The sequence below is a fragment of the Ruegeria sp. CF1 genome (assembly GCF_056537445.1).
The window spans coordinates 15,283-39,419 of the sequence record NZ_JBQFRN010000001.1 but is presented as its reverse complement, the minus strand read 5'-3'; the positions used below and the strand labels follow the sequence as shown (position 1 = coordinate 39,419).

Annotated in this window: 19 protein-coding genes and 2 tRNA genes; 11 read left to right on the top strand and 10 right to left on the bottom strand. The window is 56.2% G+C overall.

Going from position 1 to position 24,137, the window contains the following annotated elements; genetic code table 11:
• Positions 1-45: 45 nt before the first annotated feature.
• From glpX to ACRZ96_RS00155, 5 genes are all read left to right on the top strand, one after another.
• Entirely contained in the window at positions 46-1,029 is a 984-nt protein-coding gene (gene glpX, locus ACRZ96_RS00175) for a class II fructose-bisphosphatase (protein ID WP_170422349.1), read from the top strand.
• Positions 1,030-1,119: 90 nt separating this feature from the next.
• Complete coding sequence (recJ, locus tag ACRZ96_RS00170; RefSeq protein ID WP_480814121.1) at positions 1,120-2,862, top strand: single-stranded-DNA-specific exonuclease RecJ; 1,743 nt, start codon at positions 1,120-1,122, stop codon at positions 2,860-2,862.
• Between the two features lie 109 nt (positions 2,863-2,971).
• Positions 2,972-3,046: transfer RNA gene (locus tag ACRZ96_RS00165), tRNA-Glu, on the top strand.
• 22 nt (positions 3,047-3,068) lie between these two features.
• Positions 3,069-3,143: transfer RNA gene (locus ACRZ96_RS00160), tRNA-Glu, on the top strand.
• Positions 3,144-3,357: 214 nt separating this feature from the next.
• Complete coding sequence (locus ACRZ96_RS00155) at positions 3,358-4,149, top strand: inositol monophosphatase family protein (protein WP_480705239.1); 792 nt, start codon at positions 3,358-3,360, stop codon at positions 4,147-4,149.
• A gap of 4 nt (positions 4,150-4,153) precedes the next feature.
• Here the strand turns inward: ACRZ96_RS00155 and ACRZ96_RS00150 are convergent, their stop codons facing one another.
• From ACRZ96_RS00150 to ACRZ96_RS00130, 5 genes are read right to left on the bottom strand one after another with little or no spacing between them, the layout of a single operon-like run.
• Positions 4,154-4,720, bottom strand: a complete 567-nt coding sequence (locus ACRZ96_RS00150; RefSeq protein WP_170612483.1) for a histidine phosphatase family protein — start codon at positions 4,718-4,720, stop codon at positions 4,154-4,156.
• Entirely contained in the window at positions 4,721-5,782 is a 1,062-nt protein-coding gene (locus ACRZ96_RS00145; RefSeq protein ID WP_480762627.1) for an ABC transporter ATP-binding protein, read from the bottom strand.
• Between the two features lie 11 nt (positions 5,783-5,793).
• Positions 5,794-8,007: an ABC transporter permease gene (locus ACRZ96_RS00140; protein WP_480705243.1), complete on the bottom strand. Its 2,214-nt coding sequence runs from the start codon at positions 8,005-8,007 to the stop codon at positions 5,794-5,796.
• Positions 8,008-9,033 carry an ABC transporter substrate-binding protein gene (locus tag ACRZ96_RS00135; protein WP_170422361.1) on the bottom strand — a complete coding sequence of 342 codons (1,026 nt, stop codon included), beginning with the start codon at positions 9,031-9,033 and terminating at the stop codon, positions 8,008-8,010.
• Positions 9,034-9,092: 59 nt separating this feature from the next.
• On the bottom strand, positions 9,093-9,557 hold the full coding sequence (locus ACRZ96_RS00130; RefSeq protein ID WP_170396245.1) for an NUDIX hydrolase: 465 nt from the start codon (positions 9,555-9,557) through the stop codon (positions 9,093-9,095).
• 224 nt (positions 9,558-9,781) lie between these two features.
• Here ACRZ96_RS00130 and ACRZ96_RS00125 point away from each other — a divergent pair, with 224 nt between their 5' ends.
• Genes ACRZ96_RS00125 through ACRZ96_RS00100 form a run of 6 tightly spaced genes read left to right on the top strand, consistent with a single transcriptional unit; the run spans position 9,782 to position 15,006 of the window.
• Entirely contained in the window at positions 9,782-10,636 is an 855-nt protein-coding gene (locus ACRZ96_RS00125; RefSeq protein WP_170422365.1) for a DeoR/GlpR family DNA-binding transcription regulator, read from the top strand.
• A 13-nt stretch (positions 10,637-10,649) separates the two neighbouring features.
• A complete protein-coding gene (phnD, locus tag ACRZ96_RS00120; protein WP_170396240.1) occupies positions 10,650-11,624 on the top strand; it encodes a phosphate/phosphite/phosphonate ABC transporter substrate-binding protein in 975 nt (324 codons plus the stop codon).
• 58 nt (positions 11,625-11,682) lie between these two features.
• Entirely contained in the window at positions 11,683-12,477 is a 795-nt protein-coding gene (gene phnC, locus ACRZ96_RS00115; RefSeq protein ID WP_480705245.1) for a phosphonate ABC transporter ATP-binding protein, read from the top strand.
• Positions 12,474-13,289 carry a phosphonate ABC transporter, permease protein PhnE gene (gene phnE / locus ACRZ96_RS00110; RefSeq protein ID WP_170403405.1) on the top strand — a complete coding sequence of 272 codons (816 nt, stop codon included), beginning with the start codon at positions 12,474-12,476 and terminating at the stop codon, positions 13,287-13,289. Before phnC ends, phnE (ACRZ96_RS00110) begins: the two co-directional genes overlap by 4 nt.
• On the top strand, positions 13,289-14,104 hold the full coding sequence (phnE, locus tag ACRZ96_RS00105) for a phosphonate ABC transporter, permease protein PhnE (RefSeq protein ID WP_170396234.1): 816 nt from the start codon (positions 13,289-13,291) through the stop codon (positions 14,102-14,104). The genes phnE (ACRZ96_RS00110) and phnE (ACRZ96_RS00105) overlap by 1 nt, the downstream gene beginning before the upstream one ends.
• Positions 14,068-15,006 (top strand): HAD-IIA family hydrolase, encoded by a 939-nt coding sequence (locus ACRZ96_RS00100; RefSeq protein ID WP_480814120.1) that lies wholly within the window; start codon positions 14,068-14,070, stop codon positions 15,004-15,006. The genes phnE (ACRZ96_RS00105) and ACRZ96_RS00100 overlap by 37 nt, the downstream gene beginning before the upstream one ends.
• Before the next feature lie 71 nt (positions 15,007-15,077).
• Here ACRZ96_RS00100 and ACRZ96_RS00095 read toward each other — a convergent pair whose 3' ends face one another.
• The 5 genes from ACRZ96_RS00095 to ACRZ96_RS00075 form a co-directional block, all read right to left on the bottom strand.
• Positions 15,078-19,496, bottom strand: a complete 4,419-nt coding sequence (locus ACRZ96_RS00095) for a WD40 repeat domain-containing serine/threonine protein kinase (RefSeq protein WP_480814119.1) — start codon at positions 19,494-19,496, stop codon at positions 15,078-15,080.
• 15 nt (positions 19,497-19,511) lie between these two features.
• Positions 19,512-19,976, bottom strand: coding sequence for a hypothetical protein (locus tag ACRZ96_RS00090; RefSeq protein ID WP_170396227.1), 465 nt, complete (start codon positions 19,974-19,976; stop codon positions 19,512-19,514).
• Positions 19,977-20,089: 113 nt separating this feature from the next.
• The gene (locus tag ACRZ96_RS00085) at positions 20,090-20,980 is read right to left on the bottom strand and encodes an adenylate/guanylate cyclase domain-containing protein (protein WP_170403417.1); all 891 of its coding nucleotides are present in this window, start codon (positions 20,978-20,980) and stop codon (positions 20,090-20,092) included.
• A 38-nt stretch (positions 20,981-21,018) separates the two neighbouring features.
• Positions 21,019-21,732, bottom strand: a complete 714-nt coding sequence (locus ACRZ96_RS00080; RefSeq protein ID WP_170396223.1) for a response regulator — start codon at positions 21,730-21,732, stop codon at positions 21,019-21,021.
• Entirely contained in the window at positions 21,725-23,956 is a 2,232-nt protein-coding gene (locus tag ACRZ96_RS00075) for an ATP-binding protein (protein ID WP_480771555.1), read from the bottom strand. Before ACRZ96_RS00075 ends, ACRZ96_RS00080 begins: the two co-directional genes overlap by 8 nt.
• Between the last annotated feature and the right edge of the window lie 181 nt (positions 23,957-24,137).

The window sequence follows — 24,137 nt, the reverse complement described above, 5'->3', positions numbered from 1 at the left end:
GCTATGCCGGATAAAACGCCTTAGCTGACCAAAGGATATGCGAAGATGAACGCTGCCAAGATCGATTTCAACGACCGCCTGCTGTCTCTGGGCCTTGCACGGGTGGCAGAACAGGCCGCGCTGGCGTCCGCCTCTCTGGTTGGCCGGGGTGATGAGAAAGCTGCCGATCAGGCTGCCGTCAACGCTATGCGTGAACAACTGAACCTTCTGGACATTGAGGGTGTCGTTGTCATTGGTGAGGGCGAGCGTGATGAAGCACCGATGCTCTATATCGGCGAAGAGGTTGGCACTGGTAACGGCCCGGGCGTAGACATTGCGCTGGACCCGCTTGAAGGCACAACCCTGACCGCCAAGGACATGCCCAACGCGCTGACCGTCATTGCCATGGGCCCGCGCGGCTCAATGCTACACGCTCCGGACGTATACATGGACAAACTGGCCATTGGTCCGGGCTTTCCCGAAGGTGTCGTAAGCTTGGACATGAGCCCGCGCGAGCGAGTTGAAGCGCTGGCCAAGGCCAAAGGCTGCGAGCCTGCGGATATTACCGTATGCATATTGGAGCGTCCTCGCCACGAAGCGATGATTGCTGAAGTCCGCGATACCGGTGCGTCGATCCGCCTGATCACAGATGGCGACGTCGCAGGTGTGATGCATTGCGCCGAAAGCGAAGTGACCGGCATCGACATGTATATGGGTCAAGGTGGCGCGCCCGAGGGTGTGCTTGCCGCAGCCGCGCTGAAATGCATGGGCGGTCAGATCTTTGGCCGCCTGTTGTTCCGTAATGACGACGAACGTGGCCGGGCGGCCAAGGCGGGCATCACAGATCTGGACCGTGTTTATGCGCGCGACGAGATGGTAACGGCGGATGTAATCTTTGCTGCTACTGGGGTCACCGGAGGTTCACTGCTGCCGCGCATCAAGCGGGAACCGGGTTGGGTTGAAACAACGACGCTGCTTATGCGATCAAAAACGGGCTCGGTGCGGCGGATGTCCTACCGCACGCCGATGTGGCCACACAACGAAGCATAGCGGCTTGCGCCAGCGCCTTCAGCAAGAGTATTCATAAAAGACCAAGAGGCCGGATCCCCAGGGGTCCGGCCTTAGTGCATGAGGTGAGATGTGGCATTTCTGGGCGTAGAGCAATCTCTGACGGGGCGACGCTGGATCGGACCGGGGATTGAGGTCGAGCGGTCAGCAGAAATGATGGCGCAGCAGACAGATCTGCCTCGCGCCGTCTGTCAGGTTTTGGCACGGCGCGGTGTACCGGTGATGGAGGCCGCCGGTTTCCTGGAACCCAAGTTGAAGGAACTGCTGCCCGACCCGCGATCGATGAAAGATATGGACGTCGCTGCAGCCCGGTTTCTACAGGCTGTGCGCAAGCGCCAAAAGATCGCAGTGTTTGCTGACTATGATGTGGACGGGGGCAGTTCGGCTGCGTTGTTGTTGGTGTGGCTGCGCCAGATGGGGCTTGCCGCGACGCTTTATGTGCCCGACCGGATTGATGAAGGCTATGGGCCAAATGTACCTGCAATGCAGGAACTGGCGGCTAGCCATGACCTGATCATCTGCGTGGATTGCGGAACGCTGAGCCACGAACCTATCGCGGCGGCGAAGGGTGCGGATGTGATCGTTTTGGATCACCATTTGGGTGCAGAAACCCTGCCGGATTGCGTCGCCGTGGTGAACCCGAACCGACAGGACGAAAGCGGCGATCTAGGCTATCTCTGCGCTGCTGCGGTGGTGTTCCTGATGCTGGTCGAGGCGGGTCGTCAGTTGCGTGAGGCCGGGGCCAAGGGGCCGGATCTGATGGCAATGCTCGATCTGGTGGCGCTGGCCACGGTCGCGGACGTTGCGCCGTTGATCGACGCCAACCGGGCGCTGGTTCGACAGGGCCTGAAAGTGATGACCCAAAGGCAAAGGCCTGGTTTGGTCGCGTTGTCAGACGTGGCGCGCATGGATACCGCGCCCAACAGCAATCATCTGGGGTTTCTGCTGGGGCCGCGCGTCAATGCTGGCGGTCGCATTGGTCAGGCTGATCTTGGCGCGCGGCTGCTGAGCACGGACTCGATCACTGAGGCCGAAGCCTTATCCGAGCGGCTGGATGCCCTGAATTCGGAACGGCGCGAGATCGAAAACGCGGTCCGCGCGGCGGCTTTGGCGCAAGCCGAGGACCGTGGGTTGGATGCGCCGCTGGTCTGGGCCGCAGGCGACGGTTGGCATCCCGGGGTGGTAGGTATCGTTGCTTCGCGGCTGAAAGAGTCGGCAAACCGGCCCGCTATCGTGATCGGGTTCGACGGGGATGAGGGCAAAGGTTCAGGCAGGTCGATCTCGGGCGTTGATCTGGGCGCGTCGATCCAGCGACTGGCTGCCGAAGGGCTGCTGGTCAAGGGTGGTGGCCACAAGATGGCGGCCGGTCTCACGGTGATGCGTGATCAGTTGGAGCCTGCAATGTCGCGCCTGTCCGAGCTTCTGGCCAAGCAGGGTGCAGGCCAAGGCGGTCCCGCCGACTTGAAACTGGACGGGGCGCTGATGCCCGGGGCCGCGACAGTCGATCTGATCGAACAGGTAGAGAAAGCGGGTCCTTTCGGGGCCGGTGCCCCTGCCCCGCGCTATGCGCTGCCTGATCTGCAAGTGCGCTTTGCTAAACGCGTGGGCGAAACACATTTGAAGCTGTCACTTTCGGATGGAATGTCTGGCGGACTGGATGCCATCGCCTTTGGCGCGTTCGACGGCCCGTTGGGGGATCGCCTGTCTAATCACGGCGGCGCGCGGTTCCATTTCGCGGGTCGGCTTGAGGTGAATACCTGGGGCGGACGACAGAGCGTGCAGCTGCGGCTGGAAGACGCGGCAGAAGCTGTCTGACTACCGTTTCAACGCCGCTCAGGAACGGCCAAAAAAGTTTCACAGCCTTGCGTTTTTCGTCTTGCGGGGGGGGAAGGTAAACCGTAAAAGGCCCTCCACAAGCCAGCGTGGCCCGTTCGTCTATCGGTTAGGACGCCAGGTTTTCAACCTGGAAAGAGGGGTTCGATTCCCCTACGGGCTACCACTTGTGCTTGTCTGGTCTAAATGGCCCGTTCGTCTATCGGTTAGGACGCCAGGTTTTCAACCTGGAAAGAGGGGTTCGATTCCCCTACGGGCTACCATTTTTTTCAATGCTATAATCGTTCCCGGCGACGTATTCTTACAGCATCGTGTTTAGCACGAAACCTGCGCGCCCCGTTTTGAAGACGTGAAATGCGGTTGAAGGCACGCCTGTCAATGGCTGCCCCGGACCGAATTCACCAGCATTTGGTATTTGCCATTCCATCACCAAGCCTGCACAGTTTTGGCCAACAACAGATATGATTTGGATTCCCAATGGATTACCTCAAAGAACGCAAAGACTTCGCGATCGCGATCTGCAAGGAAGCTGGCACAATCGCCTTCAGATATTTCTCCGACCGAGGCGGTTTGATCGTCGATCAAAAAGGCGCACAGGATTGGGTCAGCGAGGCAGACCGGAATGTCGAAACCTTCATCCGCCAGAGGATCGCCGAGGCTTGGCCCAACGATGGCATATTTGGCGAAGAGCATGGTGAAACACAAGGTTCAAGCGGATTTGACTGGGTGATCGATCCAATCGATGGCACCACGAATTTCGTCAATGGCATTCCGGCCTGGACCATCGTTCTGGCGGGCGTCGCTGAGGAAAATACCGAGATCGGTGTAATCCATGACCCAAATATCAATGAGACCTTCGTAGCCTCGCGCGGAGGCGGGGCAACACTGAATGATGCGCCAATGAGGGTCGCTTCGGGTGTTGCGCTGCATCAAGGAACGGTGGCAGTGGGTTATTCGAACCGGGTGGATAACCGTAACATTGTTCCAATCGTCGCGAACCTGATCGAGCGTGGGGCCATGTTTCACAGAAACGCCAGTGGCGCGCTGTCACTGGCCTATGTCGCAGCGGGCCGGCTGCTTGGCTATGTCGAAGAACATATGAACGCCTGGGATTGTCTGGCTGGTCAATTGATGATTGCGGAAGCAGGCGGCGTGGTCGAAGATCAGGACGCAGGCGCAATGATCCGCAACGGCGGTCGGGTGATCGCTGGTACTCCGGATGTGTTTGATACTTTGCGTGAAATCTCGGAGAACGCGTGGCAGGCCTGACAATCTAGTCGATTGAGCGCCATCCGCTCAGCGGTTTAAGGTCCGTTAGATCGGCTTGCCAATAATGGCCTTGCCCGGGCTGATCATACCTCCGATCAATGGGGCGGCCCGACAAGGAGCACCACAGAAGGGTCCCGACGGCCCCATGGGTAACGATGGCGAGGTCACTGCCATCATGCGTTTCGATAATTGAAGTTACTGCTTGGTTTATACGCCGCTGGGCGGCAACGGCAGTTTCCCAGCCGCGAAAACTGGTGTTGGGGTGGGCAAAGAATGCGTCAGCGGCAGCTTCGAACCGGTCACGCGGCAGAAAACCGGTGGCGCTTCGATCATTCTCGCCAAGTGCGGCATCTTGTTTTATCCGCAGGCTTCGGGGCGCAGCCAGGATGTCGGCCGTCTCGCGGGCCTTTTGCTCGGTGCTGGCCCATAGGTGGGTAACTTCTGCAAAAATTCCGCTGGTTGCGAAGGCCGCAGCGCGGCGGCGGCCTTCCGCGCTAAGCCCCCAGTCCAGAATGGGGGTGTTCGGGTCAATGATGACCTCGGGGTGCGTGATGATTAGAAGACAGGGCATCTATTCGGGCAAAAGCACCGGACCTTTCTCGGCGAAGGCCATCTGTACTTCTGTACCCGGCTCTAGCGGCGCATCGACATCGTCATGGACTGCAAAGACCTGGCCGAACGCACCGGTCAGAGTGTACTCCATTCGGACACCCACATAGGTGGCTTTGGAGACGGTCGCTGCAACCCCTTGCGCGGCCCCGATCACAAGTCGAGAAGGCCGGATGGCAACGGTCGCAGGCCCTTCGGTCAGGCCGCGGGAAGGCAATGTGTGACGATAGCCTTCGATCTCGATGGTGGCCATGTCGCCGTCGACAGAGTTGATCTGGCAGGCAAGCAGATTTGCCTCACCAATAAAATCAGCAACAAAGCGATCATTTGGGGCGTCGTAAAGCTGGCGGGGCGTGCCAATCTGGGCAATCGCGGCATTCCGCATCACGACGATTTCGTCCGATACTGCCAGAGCCTCTTCCTGATCGTGTGTTACGTAGACGACGGTCAGACCAAGGTCTTGCTGAATGGCCCGGATGTCCTCGCGTACCTGGCGGCGTAGTTTCGCGTCGAGGTTCGAGAGCGGTTCATCAAACAACAGCACCTGTGGTTCCAACACCAAAGCCCGCGCTACAGCGACGCGCTGCTGTTGGCCACCAGACAATTCTGACGGGAGACGGCCGTCAAAACCTTTCAGGCCAACCAGCTCTAAACCGTCCAACGCGCGGCGGCGGGCCTCGTCTTTAGCAAAGCCCGAGAACGTGAGGCCATACATCACGTTCTCAAGCACGCTCATATGAGGAAACAGCGCGTAGGACTGGAACACCATGGATACGTCGCGGTCCGTCGCGGGCAGTTTGGTCACATCGCGATCCCCGATGGTAATCTTTCCCGAGGTGGCCATTTCGAGCCCCGCGATCATCCTCAACGTCGTCGTCTTGCCGCAGCCTGACGGGCCCAACAGCGTGACCAGTTTTCCTGCATCGACATTCAGGTCAATATTGTCGACGGCAACGACATCCTTGCCGAACATCTTTGTCACGGACTCGAACCGAACCGGCGCGGCTTTGGACTGCAGGCTCATGTCAAACTCTCCTAAACATTGGTCCGCGACTGCGTCATTCGTCGCCCGATCTTGGTCCGACCCACGATCAGCTGCATCAGGGCAACCACTGACAGCATCACAAAGATCAGTGTGGTGGAATAGGCGATGGCGAGACCATAGTCGTTATTCTCGACCCGCCCGATGATATAGCTGGTCGCCATGTCATATTCCGCGCTGACCAGAAAGATCACGGCCGAAATCGCCGTCATGGCCCGCACGAAGCTGTACACAAGCGCCGCAAGAATTGCCGGGCGCAGTAGTGGTAGGATGATCCGCCGGAAAGTCTGCCACGAATTTGCCCCGAGGGTCAGAGATGACTCGTCAAGACTGCGATCCAGTTGCGACATGCTGGCGATGCCGGCTCGGACACCGACCGGCATATTGCGGAAGATGAAGCTGACAACAAGGATGACACCGGTTCCCGTGATCTCGATCGGTGGCACGTTGAAGGCGAGAATGTAGCTGACGCCGATCACCGTGCCAGGGATGGCAAAGGACAGCATGGTGCCGAACTCAAAAGCATCTTTGCCTGCGAAACTCTGCCGGGTTAGTAGATAGGCCGTCACGAGCCCAACTGCAGCCGTAAGCGGCGCGGCGATTGCGGCGATTGTTATGGTGGTCCAGAAACTGTCCCATGCGGCCCCTGTCCAGCGAATTCCTTCCGCCTCGAACCGAACCGAGAAGGCAGTTACGTAGTGCTTGAACGTCAGGGAATTGTTGACCCCCCACAGCTCGACCACACTGCCGTAGACGATCATGGCGTAGACGACGATGGTAAACACGGCCCAGCCAAGGGCGACGGTTAGCACCGGGATGGAAAGGCCGGTTGGCATCAATGGATGTACGCCAGCGTCACCTTTGCCCGTGACTGTGGTGTAGCTTTTCTTACCCAGCCAGGCTCGCTGCGCGTAAAAGGCAGAAAGCGTGAAGAACAACAACACCATGGCCAGAACCGCAGCGCGACCCTGATCATATTGCGCACCAACAATTGCAAAGAAAATCTCGGTCGACAGCACATCGAAATTGCCACCTAACACAAGTGGGTTGCCGAAATCGGCCATGCTTTCGATGAAGCCCAGAAGGAAAGCATTGGCAAGGCCAGGGCGCATTAACGGTAGGGACACGGTTTTGAACGTCTGCCATCTATTCGCGCGCAATGTCTGGGCCGCTTCTTCCATCGAGGGAGACACCCCTTCAACGACGCCAATCAGCACAAGGAAGGCGATGGGTGTAAATGCCAAAGTCTGAGCAATCAGAACACCCGGCATGCCATACAGCCAGCGAGTGGGTTGGGTGCCGATTAATTCGGCAAAGAACTGCGTTACTGAACCCGACAATCCAAACAGCAGGATCAGCGCTAGGCCGATCACGAACGGTGGCGTGATAATCGGCAGAACCGTCAGTGCGCGCAACGCGCGCTTGTACCGAAAGCCCGAGCGGGTCACGACAAGCGCAAAGCACAAGCCGAGCGCAGTGGTGATGAAGCCGACGAGGATGGCCAGAAACAGTGAGTTCCATGCCGCCCCGCATCGTGCGCCCCAGAAACATCCCAGCCCCCAAAGCCGGTCGTCAAAGAATTTCGAGAAGAACACTGCGATGGAGTACGCGCCCTCTTCCGTCACAAAGGCAGCGAACAGCATCTTGGCGATAGGAAAGAATACAAACGCGGTGACGATGGTGATCACACCACCGATGGCGCTGACCACGAAGACGTCTCCGTTAATCGCCCCACGTGCGGCGACACCCTGGGTCAGAAGGAACAGAAAACTCGACGCGCAGATCATCGCGCCATAGCCCATGCCGAATTGCCGATCACCGAGCTCTCCGAACAAGGCTTCCAGCCAATCGAAATTGTAGCCTCGGATTCCGATGCTGAACCCTTGTGCGATCAGCCAGCCGAAGCCCAGTGCCCCTGACAGGATCAGAATGCGCGCATGAAGCGGATCTGATTTGGCGCGTCTTAACACCAGAAGTGGCAGCAGGAGTGCAATAAGAAGCGGAGCAAGCCACAGCTTTTCACCCTGCCCGATTAGAAAGGCAGCAGGCGCATAATCTTCGTCGAAAGGGTAGCCGTCCAGCAGCCAATCGAACGACCACAGGCCACCGTCAACCATGTACCACGGCAGCAGGCAGAATCCGACCCACCCGGCGATGACCCAGAAGATCAGAACCGGATGGGTCGTTTTTGTCGTGTCGTCAGTCATTTACTGCGGCAGTACCGAAACCTCTTCGTCCCATTTCTGCAGCAAGCGCTTGCGCTCATCCGACGAGCCGTATTTCTTGAAGTCATAGTCGATCAGCTTGATCTGGCTCATGTCAGGCGCGCTTTCCGAAGTTTCAGCACCTTTGTTTGACGGCACTTGGAAGGCATTTACCTGAAGGGCGAGGTTCTGCGCCTCGGGCGACAATGCCCAGTCATAGAACTTTTTGGCCTCATCTTCGTTGCGCGCGCCTTCGATGATCGACATCGAACCGATCTCGTAACCAGTACCTTCACATGGCGCGACGACTTTGATCGGGAAACCCGATACCGCCTGCTTTACTGCGTCATGCATGAAAACGATACCAATTGTATTCTCGCCTCGACCAGCAGCCTTGATCGGTGCCGAGCCTGACTTGGTGTATTGGTTGATGTTCGAATGCAGCCCCTTCATGAACTCAAATCCTTCGTCCTCGCCGAAGATTTGCACCATCGAGGCCAGGGTCGTGTAGGCCGTACCTGATGAGTTCGGGTTCGCCATCTGAACGTGCCCCTTGTACTCGGGCTTCAGAAGGTCCTTCCAGCAAGCAGGTTCGGGAAGGTTGTTCGCGGCGACAAGATCGGCATTGTAGCCGTAACCAAGCGCACCTGAATAGATGCCGATGGTCTTGTTACCCGCGCTTTCCGCCTGAGAAATCGCCCAATCATGAAGCTGGTCACGCATCGGCGACATGTATTCCATCGTCAGGCCCTCTTCTGCGGCCTGCAGATGCGGATCCCCCGTTCCGCCCCACCAAACGTCACCCTTTGGGTTGGAGCTTTCTGCACGGATCTGAGCAAATGTCTCACCCGAGGATTTACGGGTCATATTAACGTCGATGCCGGTCGCGTCCTCAAAACTGCGCGCCATAAGCTGGCACCAATCCTCTTGCGCAGAACAATAAAGTGTCAACTTGTCAGCCTGTGCCGCTGACATCGATGCGGCAAGGGCAATAAGCGATCCCAACGTTGTGGATGTAAATTTCTTCATTGATTTCTCTCCCTTTAAGTTCACTGCGTCCGGATTTCCCGGCTCTTATATGCCCTTCCTCATGCGGCCTTTCGCAATTTTTCGATAACAGCCAACGTCTCTTGATTATCTGACAGGCTCTTTAACAAACGCGCCAGTTCTTTCTCTTCGACAAGCTTTGCGGCCTTGGCAGGTGAGAACCAGTGGCGCTTGCGTTCGTCGCGTTCCTTCCAACGGCGTTTGAGCCGTTCCACAATCAACGGATAAAGCGTTACGCGGCAAGGCACGCTGCTTTTACCCTCGTATCGCTTGTCATAGTGAAAGCACCCGATCGATTTCTTGGAGATAAAGCCAACCGCTCCGGCCTCTTCCAAAGCTTCGATTTCAGCGGCATGCCAAGGCTTCTTACCATCCATCATCCAACCTTTGGGGATGACCCACCGCCCCCGGTCACGCGAAGTGACCATGAGAACCCGCAGCTTGTCGGACTTGTCCCATCGCACTGGAAGCGCACCGATCTGATCTGTGAATTCGGTCTTGCTCATGCGCGCGCTCTTGGCTCTGGCACTACGCAAAGGGCAATGGCAACACATACGTGCTGTTGAACAAGGTGGCTACATCCAGAACGCCGGTGCACTTCGATTGCTACGCCTCGAAATAGAAACAGTTCTTTGAAGTCTCACAATGAATCGTGGGCTTTGCAACAGAAATTGTTGCAAAACGACTGAAACGCCACAAAAGTGAGATTGAAACCGAGTCGGATTGCCAGATGCCCAAAGCGGAAACGCGCGATAAGAAAACCAACAAGGGCCAGAGTCGGTTCAAGAAATCCGACCGCCGCCGTGAGATATTGTTGGAATTGAAGCTTCGCCCGCACGTCCGGATCAGCGAATTGGCGCAGCGTTTCAATGTTTCGGCGGAAACGGTGCGCAGGGATTTTGATGCCCTAGCTGATGATGGGCTGATCTCGCGGGCGCATGGCGGTGCCTCTGCCCCGATACAAGGACGTTATCCAAGTCTGGATGAGCGCACCCACGCCCGCCTTGATGAGCGTGAAAAGATCGGCAAATGCGCAGCTGACCTGATTCAGGAAGGCGAGACGGTGATGATCGATTCCGGCTCAACCACGATCGAGATGGCCCGTATGTTGGCGTATCGGGGCATTCACTGCACGGCAATTACGAATTCGATACCGGTGGCCATGACCCTTGGTCACGCACCCGTTGAAGTCATTCTATGCCCAGGCGAATATCTGACCGCCGAGTCCGCCACGATCGGGACAGATACACTGGATTTCCTGTCTCGTTTCAACGTCGATCGCTGCATGATTGGCGCGTCCGGCCTGTCAGAAGAAGGGCCGTCAGAGACCGTGCGCGGTTTCGCAACCGTCAAACGGATGATGCTGGCACGCGCCGCGACGCGACATCTTCTGATCGGGTCCGAGAAATTCGACCGCAAAGGTTTGACCCGTGTGGGCGACCTTGACGGGCTGAATTCAATCGTAACTGATACCCAACCAACAGGGGATTTGCTTGGCGCGATCAACGACGCCGGGGTGAAGATTCTTGTCGCTGAGCAGTCCTTACAAAGAACGACAAACCGTGGACAGAAAAGCCACGCATGACTGGGAGGAAGAAATGAAATTTGATATCAAACTACTGATCGGAGCTTCCGCAATCGCGCTCTTGTCACTGTCGGGCACGGCTTCGGCGCAAGACTGCCCGCGCGGTGATCTGGATGCGCGGTTCTGTGATGCCGATGGCGATCTGATCGCGGATATCCCCGCTGATCCTGCCGATCAGATTGATCCTGATACTCTGATCTTTGCCTACACCCCGGTTGAAGACCCTGCCGTATACAAAACTGCTTGGTCAGACTTTCTTGATCATCTGAAAGCGGAAACTGGCAAAGACGTGGTTTTCTTTCCAGTTCAGAACAACGCGGCCCAGATTGAGGCCATGCGTTCGGGGCGTCTGCATATTGCGGGCTTCAATACCGGTTCAAACCCGTTGGCCGTGAACTGCGCCGGATTCAGGCCCTTCACGATCATGGCGTCGAAAGACGGAAACTTCGGATACGAGATGGAGATCATCACCTATCCCGGTTCAGGCATCGAAAAGGTTGAGGATATCAAGGGCAAGCAATTGGCCTTTACTTCTCCTACTTCGAACTCGGGCTTCAAAGCGCCCTCGGCGATCCTGAAAAGCGATTTTGATCTGCTTCCCGAACGCGATTTTGAGCCGGTTTATTCGGGCAAACACGACAACTCGATCCTGGGTGTCGCAAACAAGGACTATCTGGCTGCCTCGATCGCTAATTCGGTCAAATCGCGGATGATCTCGCGCGATGTTATCAACGAAGACGACGTCATCACGATCTACAAGTCGCAGACCTTCCCGACGACAGGCTTTGGAACCGTGTACAACCTGACGCCGGAGCTACAGGAGAAAATCCGCAATGCCTTCTTCAGCTTCGACTGGGAGGGAACGACGCTTGAGGCCGAGTTCTCGAAATCGAATGAAGGTCAGTTCCTTGAGATGACCTATCAGGAGTTCTGGGACGTCATCCGCAAGATCGACGCGGCCAACGGCGTTTCCTACGCCTGCCAGTAGTCGATACTACATCCAACGGGCCCTGCGGGGCCCGTTACCACCCGAACCGGGGGCATAAATGCTGCGGCTTCAAAAGCTTACAAAAACTTATAAAACCGGCGATCAGGCCCTGAAGGCGATCGATCTAGATGTGCCAAAGGGCCAGGTTCTGGCGCTGATCGGGCCTTCTGGTGCTGGCAAATCCACCATGATCCGCTGCATTAACCGTTTGGTTGAACCCACAAGTGGCGAGGTTCTGCTGGACGACATGGACCTGGTCAAACTCGGCTCGGGCGCGCTGCGGAAAGCACGTCGTGAAATGGGGATGATCTTTCAGGAATACGCACTGGTTGAACGCCTGACCGTCATGGAAAATGTACTGTCGGGACGGCTGGGATATGTTGGGTTTTGGCGGAGCTTCCTGCGACGTTACCCCCAGTCTGACGTGGATGAAGCATTCCGCCTGCTGGATCGCGTGGGTCTGTTGCATATGGCCGACAAACGCGCGGACGAACTGTCAGGTGGTCAGCGTCAGCGGGTTGGAATATGCCGGGCGCTAATCCAAAATCCCAAGCTTCTGCTGGTCGATGAACCGACCGCCTCACTGGACCCAAAAACCAGCCGTCAGATCATGCGCTTGATTACCGAGCTGTGTCAGGAACGCGGATTAGCCGCGATAATCAACATTCATGACGTGGCCCTTGCGCAAATGTTCGTACCGCGCGTCGTTGGCCTACGCTTTGGTGAAATCGTATTTGACGGCCTCCCCTCTGGGCTTACGCCTGACAAGTTGACCGAAATCTATGGCGAAGAAGACTGGGAAGCGACCATAGAGAAAGTTGAAGACGACGAAGAGATCGAGGCCGCGGAATGAGCCATCCCGAACTTGATGACCTGCTGGGCAAAGGCTGGCGGAAACCGGCCTTCGTCAAAAACGCCTTACTGCGCTGGACCTTGATCGTTGGATTCGTCGCCTATCTGATTGCGGCATTTATGACCATCGAGGTGGATTGGGGCCGGGTTTATGAAGGCTTGGATCGCGGTTGGGCTTTTGTCCTTGCTTTCACAAGCCCGGATTTCATATCGCGCTGGAGTGATATCTGGAGCGGTCTTCTTGAGAGCATCGTGATGACGGTTGCAGCGTCGGTGGTGGGCATCCTGATATCGATCCCGATCGGACTGGGCGCTGCACGCAATATTGCGCCTCTCCCGGTCTATGTGATCTGCCGAGGCATTGTTGCGATCAGCCGCGCCCTGCAAGAGATCATCGTCGCCATTCTTCTGGTTGCCATCTTTGGGTTCGGACCTTTGGCCGGCTTCCTGACACTGTCCTTCGCCACTATCGGTTTCCTGTCCAAGCTCTTGGCTGAAGACATCGAGGCCATGGACAAAGTGCAGGCCGAGGCGATCAAAGCCTCGGGCGCGCGATGGATGCAATGGATCAACTACGGCGTGCAGCCACAGGTCATGCCGCGACTGGTCGGGCTGTCGATGTACAGGATCGATATCAACTTTCGCGAAAGTGCAATTCTTGGGCTTGTGGGGGCCGGCGGCATTGGGGCAACGCTGAATACGGCGTTTGACCGCTATGAGTATGACACTGCGGCAGCCATTCTGATCCTGATCATCGGGATCGTCATGGCGCTCGAATACCTCTCGGGTATCATCCGCGCGAGGGTCCAGTAATGCCAGTGCTTGAACATGAAGGTACGCAAATCTGGCGCAGGCGCACGACCGGTCAAAGCCTTGTGCGTTGGTTTTGCTGGCTGTTGGGTGTGGCGGTCTTTGTCTACTGCTGGCAGATCATCTCGGCCTCGACGACATGGTTCTTTGTGTGGGACGCACCCCGGATCGCGAACGATATCTGGACCCGCGCGACACCACCAAAGTGGGACTACATCACGCAGTTAGGCCGCCCGATCTGGGACACGCTGAACATCGCCACACTTGGTACGATCATTGCGCTGTTCCTTGCCGTACCGGTCGCCTTTCTGGCCGCCCGCAACACCACGCCATCGGCCGTGTTCATCCGCCCCATCGCGTTACTGATCATCGTCTCAACCCGCTCGATCAACTCGTTGATCTGGGCGCTTTTGTTAATCGCAATCATTGGACCCGGAGTATTCGCAGGTGTTATCGCCATAGCCATTCGTTCGATCGGCTTCTGCGCCAAGCTTCTCTATGAAGCCATCGAGGAAATTGATCACACCCAAGTCGAAGCCATCACCGCCACCGGCGCATCCCGCTGGCAGGTCATGGCATATGGTATCGTCCCGCAAATATTGCCCGCCTTTGCCGGGATCGCCGTATTCCGCTGGGACATCAATATTCGCGAGTCTACGGTTCTTGGCCTCGTAGGCGCAGGCGGCATCGGGCTGCAGTTGTCGGCGTCGCTGAACGTTCTGGCATGGCCGCAGGTCAGCCTTATCCTGATCGTCATTCTGATTGCCGTCATGATCAGCGAATGGGTGTCTGCCAAAGTACGAGGGGCAATTATTTGAGCCGCTTCACGACCCAAGAGGCTTTCGACGCCTACGAGGCCGTTCGGCATCGACTTCCGGCTGCTGAACCGGCTGTTCAATCCTATCAGCATGCGAACACTTTGATGGATATTGCTGAAGGCTTCGATGTATTCCTTCTGGATGCGTTCGGTGTCCTCAATATCGGCGAGACTGCGATTCCCGGTACAGCCGCGCGGATTGATCAGCTCAAATCCATGGGTAAACGTGTTCTGGTCGTCTCGAATGCAGCTGGTCACCCTCATGCGGCGCTCGTCGAGAAATACGCCCGGCTGGGATATGATTTTGCGTCAGAGGATATCATCACCAGCCGCGCAACACTGCTGGCTGAGCTGGGCGGTCAACGCGCGCTGCATTGGGGTTTGATGGCAACACCCAGCACCGGCCTTCGCGATCTGGAAGACTTGAACCTGACTTATCTCGATGACGATCCCGAGCCCTATGACTCGGTTGAGGGGTTTCTGATGATCGGCTCAGCCGTCTGGACCGAGGCACGTCAGGCCCATTTGGAAGCAGCCCTGCTAAAACGCCCGCGTCCGGTATTGGTTGGAAATCCAGACATAGTCGCACCACGCGAGCACGGATTTTCAAACGAACCCGGTCTGTTCGCGCACCGTCTTGCCGATCGAACCGGCGTTGTACCCGAATTCTTCGGCAAACCATTTGAGAATATTTTTGACTTGGCTTTTAAGCGACTTGGCCGGGTCGATAAAACTCGCGTGCTTATGGTTGGTGACAGCTTGCATACCGACATATTGGGGGCCCATGCTGCCGGAATCGCCTCGGCCCTGATTTCGGGGTACGGTTTTTTCGCAGGGCATGACGTCGATGACGCAATCACACAGGCGCAAATCATGCCGGATTTCGTTGTGAACCGACCATAATCTGATCACGCCTGCTTAGTTCCGCTTCAAATCCAAGCGTCCGTCAGTGCTTTTCAATACTCGCCATGTGATCAATCCGCGAAGGCATCACAGGTCGTTGTTGGCTCATCGCTTCCCAAATACTGAACCCTGCGCCCTTCGTCGAAGGTTGGACTGCCCAACGCACATGCGATCTCTAAGCTCAACCTGTCCCAAACCCGAACATCACCAGCTTCGCTGGTTGTCGCAAAAGAATTTCCGTCAGGTGCCAGCGCGATACGCCAGGTCGGGCCTGCATGGATCTTTTCGACAGGCATGAGCCGACGGTGCGTCGCGGTATCCCACCAATGCAGTTCCCCAGATCGGTCGATTGCCACCAAGGTTGCCTCATCCGCCAAAAAGGCAACATCCGTCGCCCCACCCCTATGGCCACCATAAGCGGCAAGCTCTTCGCCGGTTTCAACATCCCAGACCTTGACCACCTCATCGCTGGAAGCAGTTGCAGTCTGTGTGCCATCACGACTGAAAGCAACACTCCAAAGCGTATTGTCATCAGCTTCGATCACTCTGATCAACTGACCGTCGCCAATCGACCAAATATAGACCTTACCATCCACTGAGGCCGCTGCCAGCATGCCGCCATCTTCAGAGACGGCGATACGATTTGCCTGAATGTCAGCTGGCGCAAAGCTCTTGACCAAATCAGCGTCTGAGATATCGATTTGCAGCACTCCATCTCCTGTCGCCACAAAGACCTCGGGACCTGACCCCGGCATGATCGACCAGACGGGAGCCTGCCCCAGATCGAGTTGATTTTTCAGCCGCATTGCAGCCGTGTCCCAGATTTTCAAGCCGCCTTCGCGATCACCAGTCACCATGGTTTTGCCATCCAGCGAGAAAGAGATCGCCCACACCTGGCTTTCATGCCCCTTCAGCTGCATGGGTTTCATGGAAGCCCCCATCTTCCAGACCCAGATGTTCCCCTCACTGTCACCGATGGCTATAGACTTTGCATCCGGCGTATAAGCGATGCCCAGCGCCTTTGCCCCGTTCTGCAAAACAAGCGTGTCTTTGCTGCCGGGGTCGGTTCCAATCCGCCAGAGACGTACCTGCTGATCCCGGCCCAAAGTCGCCAGCAACGGGGCATTTTGGGCGACTTCAAGGTCCACAACCCTCTGACTGTGCGCTTGCACCACGTCGCCAACACGTTCCATGTTTGAATTTTCCAATCGCAGCGTTCCGTCTGCCCCTGCCCCTACCAGCAGATTGTCCGGCGCGGTAAATGCTGCTGCTACGATGTCGGTACTATCTGAAAAACGATCAACAATCGGAGAACCATCCGGAAAACCAATCGTCGTGACCTTCCCGTTCGTATGGGCTACCGCGAATGTTCTCCCGTCGCGGCTGAAGGACAGGTGATCGGGGTCAGGCCCCAGCGGACCGCCCGGTATCGGCGGAAATGCAGGCGTAGCCTTTGCGTCGACCCAGCCGAATATGCCACCATCGACATTTCCGGCAACAAGTCCTTCTGAAACGGGCGAAAACGCGACCTTTTTGAAGCCCAGCGGCATTTTCGCCAATGGCTCTCCAATTTGCATTCCATTGGAAACGTTCCAGAGGCGAACGGTCCCGTCACCGGTCGCCGACGCGATACGCTTGCCGGTGGAATCAAAGGCCACGCCAAATGCGACGTCATTGCCAGAAAACAGTGTCGTGATCGGGCCGTATCTGGCCGAACCAACATTCCAAAGGCGGACATCCCCATCCGTTGCCGCTGAAACCAGCAACTCTCCATCGGGAGAGAATGCAACATCCCTTATCCCGCCGGAATGCCCCACCAGTTCAGCAATAACCGCTCCGCCGGATTCAGCCCTATGAACCACGATGCGCCCATCACGCAATCCAACCGCAACACGCGTACCGGATGCATCAATAGCCATCGTCTGCGCGTCACCAACCGTAAACGGGCTGCCCAATGGGACAAGCCCACCCTCACCCAAATTTTGCCGAGCCATCAGCATCGCCGCCCGCGCTTCTGATGTCGAACCGGCAGTTTCGGCTCGGACAATCGCTTCGGCGCTGAGTGACAGGGCAAGCAAGGGATCTGTATCCGATAACCCGTTCGCCGCAGCGCCTAGCGCCCTTGCGAACCTTTCATTGGCTTCAGCTGTTGCGGCAACTGCCATCTGTCTGTTGCTTTCGGCAAGGTTGGACGCGCGGATAGCCAAGAAAGACGAAACCGTTGCGCCAATGGCCAGCAAGGCAAGGGCAGCAACGGCAATTTGATTGATACGTCGACGCCGACGCCGGCGCATCTTGGATGCAGCCTGCGCTTGGTCACGCGCGTCTCGTGCAGCGCCCAGAAATTCCCGCTCTAACGCACCGAGGATATTCTGGTTCTTCACCGACCATTCTTCAGCCGACAACAACCTTGTGCCGCGATAAAGTAAATCGGGCTCGCGATTTTCAACATCCCACTCTGCAGCATCATGCTGAATACGCTGACGCATGCGCAGATCATCGCGGCTTTCTTCGATCCATGAATTAAGTCGCGGCCATGTACGCAGCAGCGCCTCATGCGCAATCTGAACATTTTTGTCATCCAGCGTCAGCAACCGCGCATCTGTCAAAGCTTCAACGACCCGCCGCGTTGTGTCCGGGTCCGAGTCGCGCTCGATCTCATCGATCGGCAACAACCGCCGTGTGTCCGGTGTCCCCTCGCCGGGCGTAACCAGACGCAAGAATAGCCGCCGGGTTGCCTCTTGCTGAACTTTGTCAAAAACGTCTGTAAAAAGTGTCTCTGCTGTCTGGCTGATTGCCCCTGTGACACCACCGGACTGACGGTAGCCGTCCAGAGACATGACCGCACCTTTACGTCGGCTCCATGTTTCATACAGAGAATGCGCCACCAGCGGGAGCGAACCCGCTTCGCGCCCGGCCTCATCAACGATCGCATCAATAAGGGACCTGTCCATGTGCAAACCAGCTGCATGTGCCGGTTCGCTGATTGCGCGGCGCAGCTCGGGCCGTGTCATCGGCCCAACCAAAAACTGGTTTTCCGAGATTCGATCCGCAAGCCACGGTATCTCTGCACAGGATGCATAAAAGTCCGCACGGATTGTCAGCACGATACGAACACGGCTATCTGCGGGGTCTGTCATAGCTGACAAGGCTTCGATGAACTTGCTTCTGCGTTCATGTTTGACCAGCGTGAACAGTTCTTCGAACTGATCAATGCAGATCAACAACTCTCCTTCATTCGCGGTGGCCAAACGGCGCGCCGCACTCGGATAGGCGATGAAGTCGTTGAGCGAGACCTGAGCCGTAAGGTGAGAATTGTCGCCGATGAGTTGAAAGTACAAATCGGTCATTGGATCGCGCCCGGGGGTAAAAACACAAACGCGCCAGTTTTCGCTACCGGATATCGCGTTGGCAGCGATCGCTGGCAGCAGCCCTGCTCGCAGAACGGATGATTTACCACTGCCGGATGAGCCACCCAGAACCAATATCCGGCTCTGTTGAAGCCGGGTCACAAGTTCCTCAACAAGATCCTCGCGTCCAAAGAAATAGTCGGAATCCTCTGGCTGGAACGCGGCGAGCCCTTTGTAGGGGCATTCCACCCTACTTTCCGATATCTGCGTCACCGCTTCGGATGCGGCCTCTCGCCGGTCACGATCCAACGCCTCATTCATTGCACTGCGCCAGGACACCATATCCAGAAAACGCGCCTGCGGGTCCATTGCCATCCCGTGCTCAATGCAATCGCGCCACATTTCCGGCAGGCTGGAAAGATACTCGGTAACGCGATGGAATGGCGGCGGCGCCTTTCCCGTCAGGACATGCCACATCAGCGCGCTAGCCGAATAGATGTCGGTCATCGGCGTCACGGGTTGCCCGTGCTCAGCTTGTTCTGGCGCTTGGTAGAGCGGTGTCCCAGCCATCATGGTCGCGCCGGTCACACCGATCGCTAAATCCTTCGCAATACCGAGATCCGCCAGGAAAACCCTCTCGTCTAGGCCGACCAAAGCATCAGAAACCGTCGTGCTGTTATCGTCTTTGGACCGCTTCACTCGTTGCAGAAGGACATTTGCGGGTTTGACGTCCCGATGCACGACATTCGCGTCGTGAACCGCAGACAAGCCATCTGCCATTGCATCAATCAGTATTTCCACACCTTCGCGTTTGGCCAAAGCAGCGGGGCTTAGACGCTTTAGTCGGTCGGCCAATGTGCCGCGATCCGCGTAGTCCATGACAAAATAGGGCCGCCCGTCCTCCAAACGCCCCACGTCATGCACGGAGACAACGCGCGGAGATCGAATGCGCCGCAACAGACGGGCTTCTTCGAGAAAATGGGTGATGACTTTGTCATTGGTCGCAAGGTTGGCGTGCAGAATCTTGAGGGTTACCGGAACCTCCAACTCGTCATCCCGCGCAAGGACAACCGCCGCGAACCCACCGCTCGCGATTTCACGGTCAACAGCGTAACGGCCGATGAACGCGGGAAAAGTCATGATATTCTTGGCGCTTCAGAGGTGCTCTTGCACATCCACGCAATGATACTTGGTCGCATCCAATATGTTGTGGTCCCTATCGGCAGCAGTAACGCACAGTGTCGTCCCTCCCTCGCGCGCCGATGTCGAGGCCGCCTCCTTCGTCACATAGCTTGGGTAATCATCGTGCCGATGCCACCTGCCCTGAACGGCATTGAATTCGCTTTGGGCATTTCTGCCGACTTGCTCAACGGAATAGCTTTCGCCCCACCATGTATGGAAATGGTTCTTCGATACGTCCGGAGTGAAATTCGCATCGTAGTTTACAAGCAGTTCGTCGCCCTCTTTGGCGACCGATACAATCTGCACCTCACATCCATCCACAGGGCAGGCATTGGGCATCGCTGACTGGGCAGTTGCATCAGCACCAAACAAGAGTGTAGCTGCACCCAGGATCAGAGCGCCCTGACGAAGCTGGTTTCCTGAAGTATTCAATGACATCATTCCCTCCCAATCTTGGTTGAAATACGCAATTGGTGCCGATTCTAGCACAATCGCGAGTTTCTTTCTGAGACTTTCACCACAGAAGCCAGAATTCAGGCGTGCCACGTCGTTTATCGGCGGACGACCTCAAACTCTAATGGGCGCGCATCAGAGTGCAAAATTGATAGTGCAGGCGATATCAGCCCGCTATCGGCCAGCATTATGTTCTCGCGCTTAAGCTGGATTTCACGCGCATTCTCGAATTGTACGTAAGTTCCCGACGAACTGCGATCCGCCAGCATCAGCTTCCCGCCTTTCATGCTGAGTACCGCATGCAGTCGCGAAACCCACGGCTCAGGCAGGATGACATCGCATTGACTGGATCTGCCGATCGTTAGCTCCCCGCCTTCCCGACACCGCCAGGTATGATCGTCGTGATAAAGAATGAGCGCAAAGCTTTCATTCTGTTGCATGCCCTCAGATCCGCTGGCCGTCTGCGTCGGCAGATGCATCACGGTGCTTAACCCGTCCGTTGAGGCCACGATTGAATAGGCTTTGACCGGTTCACTCACACCTTTCAGGCGAAGCGATCCGATTGGGGTGAGCATCTGGAGACTTTCGGGGCTTAGATCCTTGGCGACGCTTTCGCTGACGCAAGCTTCACCCGGATTGGCCGCCGCCGCCAAACGTGCGGTCAGATTAACTGTTTCGCCAAATATCCCATTATCGCCAATAACAACAGGACCTTGATGAACACCCGCGTGGACCGACAATAATGTTCCGGGCGGTTTCTGAATCATCTCTACAACCGCGTTTACGGCGGCTTCGGGTTCCTTGAAATAGGACAAGACGTCATCGCCTTTCTGCCCCACAGGAACTCCGCCAAACCCTAGTAGAACCTCACGCAATCGATCGATTTCAAACTGAATCAACTGCTGCGCCTGATCGTCCCCCATTTCTTCGTAGAACGGAGTGCTGTCAGAAATGTCAGCAATTATGGTCGTGACGAGCTTGGTTTCCACGGTGCTTCTCGCAATGTGTTCGTCCGGAACGGCAAACCCTATTTGGGATCATAGACATAACCTATACCCCGCACGGTTCTGATGATTTCCGGCTTTTCCGGGTTGGTTTCAAGCTTCCGGCGCAGTCTGGATATTCTGATATCAATGCTGCGATCGAACGGATCCCAGGACCGGTCGTGCGCTTGTTCTAGCAACTGATCACGGTTCAAAACACGCCCTTTGTTTTCAGCAAACACCTTGAGCAGACTATACTCCATCGCCGTTAGCGGGACCTCGGATCCATCCGGCGCAAGAAGTTTGGCTGCCTCTTTATCCAGCGTGTAGTCGCCAAAAAGGGCCAAATTGCCTTCGGAGGCATCTGCGGGCAGACTTTCGTTTATGGCCCCTCGGCGTAATAGGGCCTTGATCCGCGCTTCCAGTTCCCGAAGATCAACCGGCTTTCCAAGATAGTCATCTGCCCCCATCTCAAGCCCGATGATCCGGTCCACTACATCGCCTGCTGCAGTCAACATGATCACGGGCGTCGTGTTTTCAGGACGAAGCGATCTGAGGATCGAAAGACCGTCTTCCTTTGGCATATTGATATCCATGATCATGACATCAACAGCACGAGAGGAGATGACAGACCGGAGCTCTTCTCCGCCAGCGGCTGCAGAAACCTCGTACCCGCGTTTGCTCAGATATTCCTGAAGCATCTCGCGCACGTCGATCTCGTCATCGCAAACCAGGATATGGGTTTTCTGGTCATTCATCAGTTTGATCCTTCTGATCGGCGAGCAGCTTTCCGACAAGTATTCTCAGTTCCGAAGGCGAGACGGGTTTTTCCAGATAGGGCAGACCGGATTCCTTCAGCAGTCCCAATGAGCTTTCACCCATGGTGTCCCCGGTGATGTATGCTGTCCGGGTCAGCATTTTCGGAAAACGCGCCACCAGCGCCTCATAAATCTTGCGTCCGTCAACACCGGGCATGTTCATATCACTTAGGAATACATCGTAGTTGGCGGACTGCAGTTGCCTGAGCGCCTCTTCCCCTGAGGTAACGAAATCAACGTGAAAGCCGTCCTTCCGCAGTATCTCGGCATTGATCTCACCCACTTCGACCTCATCATCCACGACCAATGCACGGTGCTTGGCAAAATTCGCGGCGGGTTCGGGTTTTTCTTCAGCCACATCATTTTGCATCTTTGCGACGGGCAGAGTTATCCGGAAGCAGGTGCCGGACACTGCGGCCTGATCAAGCCTGATCTGACCGCCATGGGACAGAATGATCCGGTGACAGAAAGCAAGCCCAATCCCGGTGCCGTCACCCACTTCTTTTGTGGTGAAGAACGGCTCGAAGATACGTGCGCGTATGGCTTTGGGGATACCGGGGCCATTGTCCTGAACCGTGATCTCAACCATTCCGATGGCAGGCTTGACCTCGGCAGACAGCATGATCTGGTCGCCGATGCCGGATGCGGTCATGGCCTGCTCGGCATTGATGATAAGATTCAAGACGACTTGCGTAAGCTGGTCCGCATCCCCGGCAACTGCAGGCAGGTCTGCTGGCACACTTTGCTCAATGCGAATTTCACCTGATGAGCTACCGTACCCGGCGACATCCGCAGCTGTTTCGATCAGGCTGGGAACATCAACCTGCTCGATCTTGCTGGGCTGCTGACGCGCCATCGCCAGAAAGGTCTTTACAATCTTCGCGCAGCGTTCTGCAGCATTGCCGATTTTTTCAATCCTGACACCGAGATCGGGGTCGGAAATTTCTTCCTTCAACATCAACGAATGACCCACAACAACCGACAATGGATTGTTAAGCTCATGCGCCACACCGGCGAGTAGTTCGCCAAGCGCAGACATCTTTTCGTTCTGGAACAGCAGCTCTCGTTGCTTTTCAAGCTCAGCCTCAATGGCCAATTCATCGGTCAGATCGCGGGTATTGGAAACGATTACTTCTTCACCATTGAACTCGATCAGCCGTGAAGAATCCGCCCCCCAGAACTTTCGTCCGCTTGCATCGACGAACTCCATACGCCGATCCTTAAGCGCCCCCGCTTGCCGGAGGTCTTTCAGGTACCGTTCGCGCTCATTCGGATCCGCATAGTAGGATTTCGAACTTTCTGCATCACCAAACAGCGCCTTTATCTCGGGCGTAGCAAACAGCACCTCGCCGGTGTCGGCATGCGTCATGTTGATGGCTGCTGGATAAGCCTCCATGACCTGACGGATCAAGGCATCAGCCTCTTTCTGGACGGTTAGATCGATCACGCTGGTCACGATGACTTCTTCGCCTTTGTAATCGATCAATTGAGACGAAATCGACGCAGGGAAGGTTTTGCCAGCCGCATTAATCAAGTCGAGCTTGTAGTCATCGACACGACCATCGGCCAAAAGCTGGGTTACAAAATCCGCGCGCTCTTCCGGCTTTTGATAATGCTGTTTTGCAGATTTGGAAGGTCCGAACATCTGCAGCGCAGCAGGCGTGCGATACAGTATCTGACCATCACCAATCCGCGCCATAGTTACGATAGCAGAACTGGCATCCAGCACCTTTCGGATCAATAGATCCCCGTCGCGCTCTTCGACCTCGGCTTGTTTGCGTTCGGTGATATCCTCACGCGTGACGACAAATCCGCCGAACTTGGTGGGATGAACAGAAACCAGATAGGTGCGCCCATCCGTTTCCATCAGCTCAAAGTCTTGGATGAACTCGACCCCATTAGCCAACCGGTCCGAAACCCACTGCTGTTCATTGCCGATGGCTTCGGCGTAAATTCCCCGGCGCGCCGTCTCGCGCATCAGGATTTCCCAGTCCAGTCCGGGTTGCAGCAGGTCGGCAACCCCCTTGTTCATCTCGGCATATCGTTGATTGAACAGGACAAGGCGGCGATCATCATCATAGAGGGCGAACCCTTCTTTGAGAGATTCGATCGCATCACGAAGAAGGTCCCGCGCCTTCTCGATTTCTTCAAATTCGTTCGCCATGCCCATCGTCATCCTGAATTTTTAGGATACCATTGTTTCAATGCCATTTCAAAATCAGCATCGCGTGTTTCAATTGTTTCAATAGGTGCCAACTCAGCCAAGTACAGGCCGATAAACCTGTTTGTTTTTGAGCCAGATAGCAAGTTGTGTGACCTGCTTCACAGAGCAACAACTGAAACAC